Origin of the sequence: uncultured Streptococcus sp. (assembly GCF_915066115.1) — a bacterium.
GTDB lineage: Bacteria > Bacillota > Bacilli > Lactobacillales > Streptococcaceae > Streptococcus.
This window is the reverse complement of the sequence record NZ_CAJZDT010000081.1, coordinates 1-8,433: the sequence shown is the minus strand read 5'-3', so window position 1 is coordinate 8,433 and position 8,433 is coordinate 1. Positions and strand designations below refer to the sequence as shown.

Annotated in this window: 3 protein-coding genes and 1 pseudogene; all 4 read left to right on the top strand. The window is 36.5% G+C overall.

The annotated features are described in order from the left end of the window. Positions 1-1,027 (top strand): annotated as a pseudogene (locus QZ565_RS06420) (DUF1430 domain-containing protein); the annotation flags it as partial. Position 1,028: 1 nt separating this feature from the next. Next, the gene (locus QZ565_RS06415) at positions 1,029-1,670 is read left to right on the top strand and encodes an ABC transporter ATP-binding protein (protein ID WP_000571283.1); all 642 of its coding nucleotides are present in this window, start codon (positions 1,029-1,031) and stop codon (positions 1,668-1,670) included. Positions 1,671-1,867: 197 nt separating this feature from the next. Next, positions 1,868-2,278 carry a thrombospondin type 3 repeat-containing protein gene (locus tag QZ565_RS06410; protein WP_000387511.1) on the top strand — a complete coding sequence of 137 codons (411 nt, stop codon included), beginning with the start codon at positions 1,868-1,870 and terminating at the stop codon, positions 2,276-2,278. 47 nt (positions 2,279-2,325) lie between these two features. Next, a partial coding sequence (locus QZ565_RS06405; RefSeq protein ID WP_295527133.1) for an SNF2-related protein occupies positions 2,326-8,433 on the top strand: 6,108 nt, incomplete at its 3' end.

Genomic DNA, 8,433 nt, shown 5'->3' with positions numbered 1-8,433 from the left:
TTGGTTTAGGTGATAGAGGAAAAGATACAGAAAATCTGATTAGTGGTATGAATTTTCCAAAGAAGCAGTTGAAAAAGAACAGGCTCCATTTGTAAAAGATAATCTCATTCATTTTGCAAATCCTCAAGGAAAAAATGAACAGGGAGAGACACTGGATACCTATAGTCCAGATGCTAATGTTCTCTATGTCAGTCCAAGTTATTTGGATAAGGAAAATGTGGCTGTAAATGATGAGACTAGACAGAAACTAGCTCATCTTCAAAAAGGGGAATTTGGACTCTTATTACCAGAATCTCTTCGTTCACAGGAAGCAGAACTTAAGAAAGTTTTTGAAGAACGTTTGAACTATTACGGAAAATCAAGCGAGGATAAAGACGCTCCTTTAGAGTATGAAATGAGAGCGATTGTTAGCTATCTTCCAACAGGAGAAAAAAGATTTGTTTATAATAACGGTGAAAGCCCGGTATCCATCCAGTACTTAACTGATCCGATTTTAGTTGTGTTTACTCCGACATCTACAGGTGATAGTTTCATTTCAAAATCTATTTGGTCTATCAATGCTGGAAAGCAACTCTTTATCAAAGGATATGAGAGTGGTCTATCTCTCTTGAAGGAAGCTGGAATTTATGAGCAAGTATCTTATCTTAAAGAAGGAAGAAGTGTTTATCTAACTCGTTATAATGAAGTGCAAACTGAAACAGCAACTTTAATCTTAGGAGCCATTGTGGGGATAGCTAGTTCCTTGTTACTCTTTTATTCTGTCAATCTTCTATATTTCGAGCAATTCCGTCGAGATATCTTGATTAAACGAATTTCAGGTTTACGATTTTTTGAAACGCATGCTCAGTATATGGTTAGTCAATTTGCCAGTTTTGTATTTGGTGCTAGTCTCTTTATTTTACGCAGTAGAGACTGGGTAATTGGCTTACTCACTTTATTAGTCTTTCTAGTTAGTGCAGTTCTGACGCTTTACCGTCAAGCGCAGAAAGAATCTCGTGTTTCTATGACAATTATGAAAGGAAAATAGGATGATTGAACTAAAGAATATATCTAAAAAATTTGGAAGCCGTCAGCTATTTTCAGATACTAATCTTCATTTTGAAGGTGGGAAAATTTATGCCTTAATCGGTACAAGTGGCTGTGGTAAGACAACACTCTTGAATATGATTGGACGATTAGAGCCATATGACAAAGGGCAAATCATCTATGATGGCACTTCTCTTAAAGACATTAAGCCCTCTGTTTTCTTTAGAGATTACTTAGGATACCTATTTCAAGATTTTGGCTTAATTGAAAGCCAAACCGTCAAAGAGAATCTCAATCTGGGTTTAGTTGGTAAAAAGTTGAAAGAAAAAGAGAAAATCTCTTTGATGAAACAAGCTCTAAATCGTGTAAACCTATCCTATTTGGATTTAAAGCAACCTATATTTGAATTATCAGGAGGAGAAGCACAACGTGTTGCATTAGCGAAGATAATTTTAAAGGATCCACCTTTGATTCTTGCAGATGAACCAACCGCTTCCTTAGACCCCAAAAACTCTGAGGAATTACTTTCTATCCTAGAATCTTTAAAAAATCCGAATCGGACCATTATTATTGCGACTCACAATCCTCTTATTTGGGAACAAGTGGACCAAGTAATTCGAGTTACCGATTTATCACATAGATGATATAGCAAGATTCAGCTATAAGAAAGTTTTTGATTATATACCGCATAAATTCCGAATATCTGAAGCACTTGTTTATAATCACAATATTATTTGAGAACGTAGTTTTGGCTCGTTCTCTTTTTTGTTGTGATACTTCTTTCAAGGAATATTTGGTAGGATTGGAGTGAAAAAAGATTAACTAGGAAAGAAGGAAGTATATGGAAGCCATTTATCAACGTGATTCGGATCAAGATGGACTAACTGATGCTCAAGAATTAGCGCTAGGAACCAATCCTCTTAGCGCAGATTCTGATGGTGATGGTCGTTCAGATTTAGTGGAAGTAGAAGAAGGAACCAATCCCTTAGAAAAGGATTTACAAGACATAGACCAAACAAGTATAACTGAACCATCTTCAGTATTTATGGAAATGAAACAAAAGATTTCAGATATGATGGAGAGTCACTACAAGGAATTTATACAGGCTCTGATTAGTATTGAAACAGGGATTGAAAACCAACAAGACCTAGAAGACTTATATACTTACTACATGAGAACAGATTCTGTTTCTCTTTTGTCTAGTGATTTAGAAACCAGTCCTCAAGAGGTTGAAATGGAGATAGAGTTGTAGGGGAATCATGTGATTCTCCTATTTTCGTATAGATGAAAGGAGCGAGTATGGAAGTAATACAATTATTGGCTATGTTTCGTGGAACAATTCCAAAAGATAGGGAGAAAATGGACCTATTTCTTCGCTATCAGGCGCAACATTTTGATGAGAAATGGCAGGATTTGGTAGAGAGTTTTTTGGCTGAAGAGGGCAAGATAGAAGAGATACCTCACGTATATTCTTTTGATCAAGATATTGTTTCTTTCCTAGAGGCTAGTTCTGAAAATAATGAACAAGATTTAGAAAGTTACACAAGAAATTTTGGACAAGCAGGTCTAAGTAAATTATCTCAATTGAGTAATTTTGAGAAAAACTTGGTGCTAGAAGTCGCAATCTATAACCTTTCCACTCGATTTTACATCCAATCTGAAAAAGAGAAGTTAGAACCATTAAGTGAGCTTGTATTTCATCAGAATCAGGATGTCAATTTAGTCAATGTCTATCGGGTTGCGAATAATCTATCTGACCGCATTAGTAGAGATATAGAGGAATTTCTTCTAATGGTTGATTCCAAAGAACTAAAAAAAGAGGTTCTTGAGATTCATTTTGAAGAAAAAGAAGGAGATGTTCTAGCCTATTTGGGTTCAGAATTGATGGCTACTTTAGATACTGTTACGGATCTTGTCCATCATGAAGAAAACTACCAACAACTTCCACTGACACAAAAGCTGAAGATTATTACTCATTTTGATGATGTAAAGGCTAGAAGCGAAAAGTCTAAACAAGTAGAGGAAGCGGTCTTACCTTTAGATAATATTGAGCAGGTAGAAGAAAATGTGGAAGTTCATTCCCTATCTAAAGTAGATAAAATTGTAGAAGAAGCTTTGAGGGAATATCCAATCGGTTCACAAGTAAGTTATAAAGGACAAGTATTTCAGTTGGTTTCGATTGAAAATGCACAGTTAAATGACTTAGTTCGCCTAGAGCTTTTCAATGATTCCAACCAGTTATTTGAAGAGAATCCTATCTTATACTTGAACAGTTTGGAAGAGATTGAACATGTATTGTCTCTTGTAGAACTTGAAAAAGAAGATTCAGATATTGAGATTGAATCACCAAGTAAAAGCCAGGAAATAGATTTGTTTTCCTATCTGGAAGAAGATAATGAAAAGGATAAGGAAACAGAAACGCTTATTTCAGATATAGAAGAGACGGATGTCCCCGTTCAAGATTTTGTTTTTCCAGATGATTTAGAGGACTTTTATCCTAAGACAAATCGAGAAAAAATTGAAACGAATATCGCCGCAATTGAACTTGTTAAAAGATTAGAAAAAGAGGGACGACAAGCGAATCCAGAAGAACAAGAGCTACTAGCCAAGTATGTCGGCTGGGGTGGCCTTGCCAATGAATTTTTCGATGAACTCAATCCAAAGTATGAAACAGAACGTTTAACTCTTAGGAGTTTAGTAAGTAAATCAGAGTACTCCACTATGAAACAAAGTTCTCTCACAGCCTATTATACAGACCCAATGATTATTCGCCAGATTTGGCAAAAATTACTGGATGATGGTTTTGAGGGAGGAAGGATACTAGATCCTTCTATGGGAACTGGGAACTTCTTTGCGGCGATGCCTAGAAGTATACGAGATAATTCAGAACTCTATGGGGTTGAATTAGACAGTGTGACAGGCGCAATCGCAAAACAACTCCACCCCAATACCCATATTGAAGTGCGAGGATTTGAAGAAGTTCCCTATCAAAATAATAGTTTTGATTTAGTCTTAACGAATGTACCATTTGGAAATTTTCGCATTGCCGATAAAAACTATGATAAACCTTACATGATTCACGACTACTTTGTCAAACACTCACTTGATTTAGTAAGAGACGGAGGACAAGTGTCGATTATCTCTTCTATTGGCACAATGGATAAGCGGACAGATAATGTCTTGCAAGAGATTAAAACCAACACTCATTTTTTAGGGGGTGTTCGTTTGCCGGACACGGCTTTTAAAACGATTGCAGGCACTCGAGTGACCACAGATCTCCTCTTCTTTCAAAAGGATCAAGCAAAGAATCTTAATGAGGAGGAACTTGTCTTTAGTGGCTCTATTCCCTTTGAGGAAGATAAGCGTGTCTGGATCAATCCTTATTTTGATGGGAAATACAACACACAAGTTTTGGGTGAATATGAGGTACGTAATTTTAATGGAGGAACCCTCAATGTTAAGGGGGGATCAGAAACATTAGCTACTGATATTATGGAAGCATTAGAGAATGTGGAAGCACCTAAACAAATTGACAATTCTTTGAAAGCACCTGTTTTTATCCAAGAAGAAGTGGATAATTCTGTCCCTAGTCGTATACGTGAGAACTTAGCGCTGTATTCTTTTGGATATGAGGGAAATCAAATTTATTACCGAGATACGCATGGCATTCGGAAAAGTTCAAAAGTAGACGAAATTAGTTATTATGTAGACGAAAAGGGAGATTTTAAAGCCTGGGACAGTTCTTTGTCTGAACATAAAATAGATCGATTCGTGAAACTTCATTTGACAGATGAGGAAGCACTAGATGTATACAAGTCAGAAGAAGCGAGTAAAAGAGGGAAATATAAGGGACTGTTCAAAAAAACTGTCTTTTATGAAAGCCCCTTATCGGATAAGGATATTAGTCGTATTAAGGGCATGGTTGATTTGAGAGAGACCTATCAATCCTTAATTGAAATTCAACGTCATCAAGATTATAGTCGGACAGATTTTCAGGTATTACTTAGTAAACTCAATCGTGACTATGACCGCTTTGTAAGTCAATTTGGATACTTGAATGCCTCAGTCAATCGGAACTTATTTGATAGTGACGATAAGTATTCTTTACTAGCAAGTTTAGAAGATGAATACATTGATTCTAAAGATCAGAAAGTAAAATATAAAAAATCTTTAGCATTTGAGAAAGCATTGGTTAGGCCAGAGAGAGTGATTGCAAGAGTATCAACAGCTTTAGATGCCTTAAACTCCAGTTTATCGGATGGTAGAGGGGTTGATTTAGATTATATGGTATCAATTTATCCCGAACATAGCCAAGCTGCTATTTTAGATGAGTTAGGAGACCAGATTTTAATGGATCCAGAAAGCTATTTAAAAGGAGAAAGAAAGTATCTTTCTAAGAACCAGTTTTTATCAGGAGACATTCTCAACAAGATAGAAGTAGTTCAACTATTAGTGGAGGAAAACAACCAAGAATATAATTGGAACCATGCTTTAGATTTGTTAGAATCTGTTCGCCCTCCAAGGATTCATCTGGCAGATATTGAGTTTAAAATAGGGTCACGTTGGATTCCTCAATCCGTTTATGGTAAATTTGCCTTTGAATGTTTTACCAATCGTGAATTTGAATTGTCTTCGCCTGATGTTGAACAAGTCATTGAAGTGAATCCTGTCGATGGCCAGGTTCATTTAAGGACATCATTTGCTTATCGCTATCCAAGTGCCAAAGATAGTAGTCTTGGAGTTAGTGGGTCACGTTATGATACAGGAAGAAAGATTTTTGAGAATTTACTTAATTCGAACCAACCGACGATTACTATGACTGTTACGGAAGGAGAAAAGAAAAAGACCATCACAGATTTGGAAAAAACCTCTGTTTTAAGAGCAAAAGAACAACATTTACAAGAACTCTTTCAAGACTTTGTCTCACGGTATCCAGAAGTCCAACAAGTCATCGAAGAAAGTTATAATCGTCTGTATAATCGAACGGTTAGTCGAGAGTATGACGGTAGCCATCTAGTCATTGATGGCTTGGCACAAAACATCAGTCTTCGTCCTCATCAAGAGAATGCCATTCAAAGAATTGTAGAAGAAAAAAGAGCCCTGTTAGCTCATGAGGTAGGTTCAGGAAAGACCTTGACCATGCTTGGTGCTGGGTTTAAATTAAAGGAGTTGGGGATGGTTCATAAGCCCTTGTATGTGGTGCCCTCTAGTTTGTCTGCTCAATTTGGCCAAGAAATCATGAAATTTTTCCCTACTAAAAAAGTCTTTGTGACCACTAAGAAAGATTTTGTGAAGGCGAGAAGAAAACAATTTGTATCACGTATTATTACAGGAGATTACGATGCTATTGTCATTGGGGATTCTCAATTTGAAAAAATCCCTGTCAGTAAGGAAAGACAGATGAACTATATAGAGGATAAACTCAATGAACTACGAGAGATTAAAACACATTCTGAAAATAAGTATACCGTTAAAGAAGCAGAACAATCAATAAGTGGTCTAGAGAAACAATTGGAAGAACTCCAACGTTTCAATCGTGATAGTTTTATTGATTTTGAGAACTTAGGAATTGATTTTCTCTTTGTGGATGAAGCACATCACTTTAAAAATATTCGTCCAATTACTGGACTTGGGAATGTAGCAGGTATTACCAATACAACCTCTAAGAAGAACGTGGATATGGAGATGAAGGTTCGACAGATTCAGGAAGAACATGATTTTAAAAATATTGTCTTTGCGACAGGGACACCTGTTTCCAATTCTATTAGTGAGTTGTATACTATGATGAACTATATTCAACCAGATATCTTAAAACGCTATCAAGTTGATTATTTTGACTCTTGGGTAGGTGCTTTTGGAGAAATTCAAAACTCTATGGAATTAGCTCCTACAGGGGATAAGTACCAACCTAAGAAACGATTTAAAAAGTTTGTCAATCTACCTGAGTTGATGAAAATCTATAAAGAAACAGCCGACATTCAAACACAAGATATGTTGGATTTACCTGTTCCAGAAGCTCATATTATCCCTATTGAGAGTGAGTTAACTGAAAACCAGAAACTCTATTTAGAAGAATTAGTTATGAGGTCAGATATGGTCAAATGTGGAACAGTTGATCCGAGCCAGGATAACATGTTAAAAATTACGGGTGAGGCACGAAAACTAGCTATTGATATGCGTTTATTGGACTCTAGTTATAGTCTAGCAGACAATCATAAACTGCTTCAGGTAGTGGATAATGTTGAGAGAATTTATCGTGAGGGAATGGAAAATAAGGCTACTCAGATGATTTTTTCAGATATTGGAACACCTAAGAAAAAGGATAATGGCTTTGATGTCTATTCTGAAATAAAGGCTTTATTAGTTGATAGAGGAATCCCTAGTAAGGAAATTGCCTTTGTACATGATGCCAATAGTGATGAAAAGAAGAATAGTTTGTCTCGAAAGGTCAATGCAGGAGAAGTGCGGATTCTCCTTGCCTCAACTGAAAAAGGAGGAACAGGTTTAAATGTTCAGAGCAAAATGAAAGCAGTTCATCATCTGGATGTACCGTGGAGACCAAGTGACATTCAGCAACGCAATGGACGGATTATCCGACAGGGAAATGAAAACAAGGAAGTGGATATTTACCACTACATTACAAAAGGTTCATTTGATAATTATCTATGGGCAACTCAGGAGAACAAACTCCGTTATATTAAGCAGATTATGACTTCTAAGGAGCCGATTCGTGCTGCAGAAGACATTGATGAGCAGACCATGACAGCTTCTGATTTTAAGGCACTAGCAACAGGTAATCCTTATCTCAAATATAAGATGGAACTAGAGAATGATCTAACTCTATTAGAAAATCAAAGACGCGCCTTTCAACGCAGCAAGGATCACTATCGTCATACAATCTCTTACTGTGAAGAAAATATACCTATTCTAGAGAAACGATTAAGCAAGTATGAAGGCGACATTCAACGGTCTGAAATGTCGAAAGACCAGGTATTTACTATGACGGTAGGCAAGCAAGCTTTTGATCAACGAGCTGAAGCAGGGGAATCCCTACACCGTCTTATTCGTCATAATCAAGCTGACAGCAAAGAATTTCGTACCCTAGCAAGCTATCGAGGATTTGACATTAAAATGCTTAGTCTTCCAACAAATCAACCTCTTCCTGAAACCTTCTCTGTTAAGATTGTAGGAGAAAATCAATATTCTGTCAGTTTAGATTTGTATTCTCCTTTGGGGACAATTCAAAGGCTTCAGCATACGATTGATCACATTAAAGAGGACCAAGTGAAAACTCAGAACTTATTGGATGAATTAAAGGATAAATGGACTACTGCTAAGGTAGAAATTGAGAAAAATTTTCCAAAGGAAGAGGATTATCAAACTAAAAAGGCCGAATACGATGTACTC